General features: G+C 48.4%; 1 protein-coding gene. It reads left to right on the top strand.

Annotated elements, in window-relative coordinates; translation table 11 throughout:
• The coding region (locus R8O11_RS26405) for an OB-fold nucleic acid binding domain-containing protein (RefSeq protein WP_318194767.1) at positions 1-839 on the top strand (839 nt) is incomplete at both ends.

The following is an 839-nucleotide window of genomic DNA, read 5'->3' as shown; positions in this document are numbered from 1 at the left end:
CGAAGATCGCACCCGCATTTATCCTATTGCCAAACTGCACGCAGGCCTTTGGGCTGCGGTACAAGGCAAAGTCATGACCGTCGATACCATTTTTGGTAAACGCAAAATGCTGACAGTCAAAATCAGTGACGGCAATGGCACCATCACCCTACGTTTTTTCAACTTTACTGCAGCGATGAAGAACAATTTTTCACAGGGTAAGTTAGTACACGCTTACGGAGAAATTAAGCGTGGTGGTATGGGGCTGGAAATTGTGCACCCTGACTACAAATTTTACGCCAGTGAACAAAAGCCAGATGTGGAACAAAGCTTAACCCCGGTTTATCCAACCACAGATGGCCTGCGTCAAATCACCTTACGTAATCTTACTGAGCAAGCATTGGTGCTACTCGATAAAGCGGCAGTGCAAGAATTGCTACCTTCTGGCTTGTATAACCATCAGATTACTATGTCGCAGGCGTTGCACACCATTCATCGCCCGCCGCCAACCATTAATTTAGATGAATTTGATGAAGGTAAGCACCCCGCTCAAATCCGTTTGATCATGGAAGAATTGCTCGCTCAGAACTTGTCGATGTTGGCGGTTCGCAGCAAAGGCCAGCAAGATATCGCCTTACCGCTCGCACCATGTGACAAACTGAAAAAACAGCTGTTGGCGCAACTGCCATTTTCTCCGACCAATGCTCAAGCACGCGTGGTGAAAGAGATTGAATCCGACCTCGAAAAGCCGCACCCAATGATGCGTCTTGTCCAAGGTGACGTAGGCTCAGGAAAAACATTGGTTGCCGCGCTAGCCGCGGTCAGAGCCATTGAGCACGGTTACCAAGTGGCTTTAATGG

The organism is Vibrio sp. 1288 (assembly GCF_033344475.1).
The sequence above is the reverse complement of the archived record's forward strand: the minus strand, read 5'-3'. Positions and strand labels throughout refer to the sequence as shown.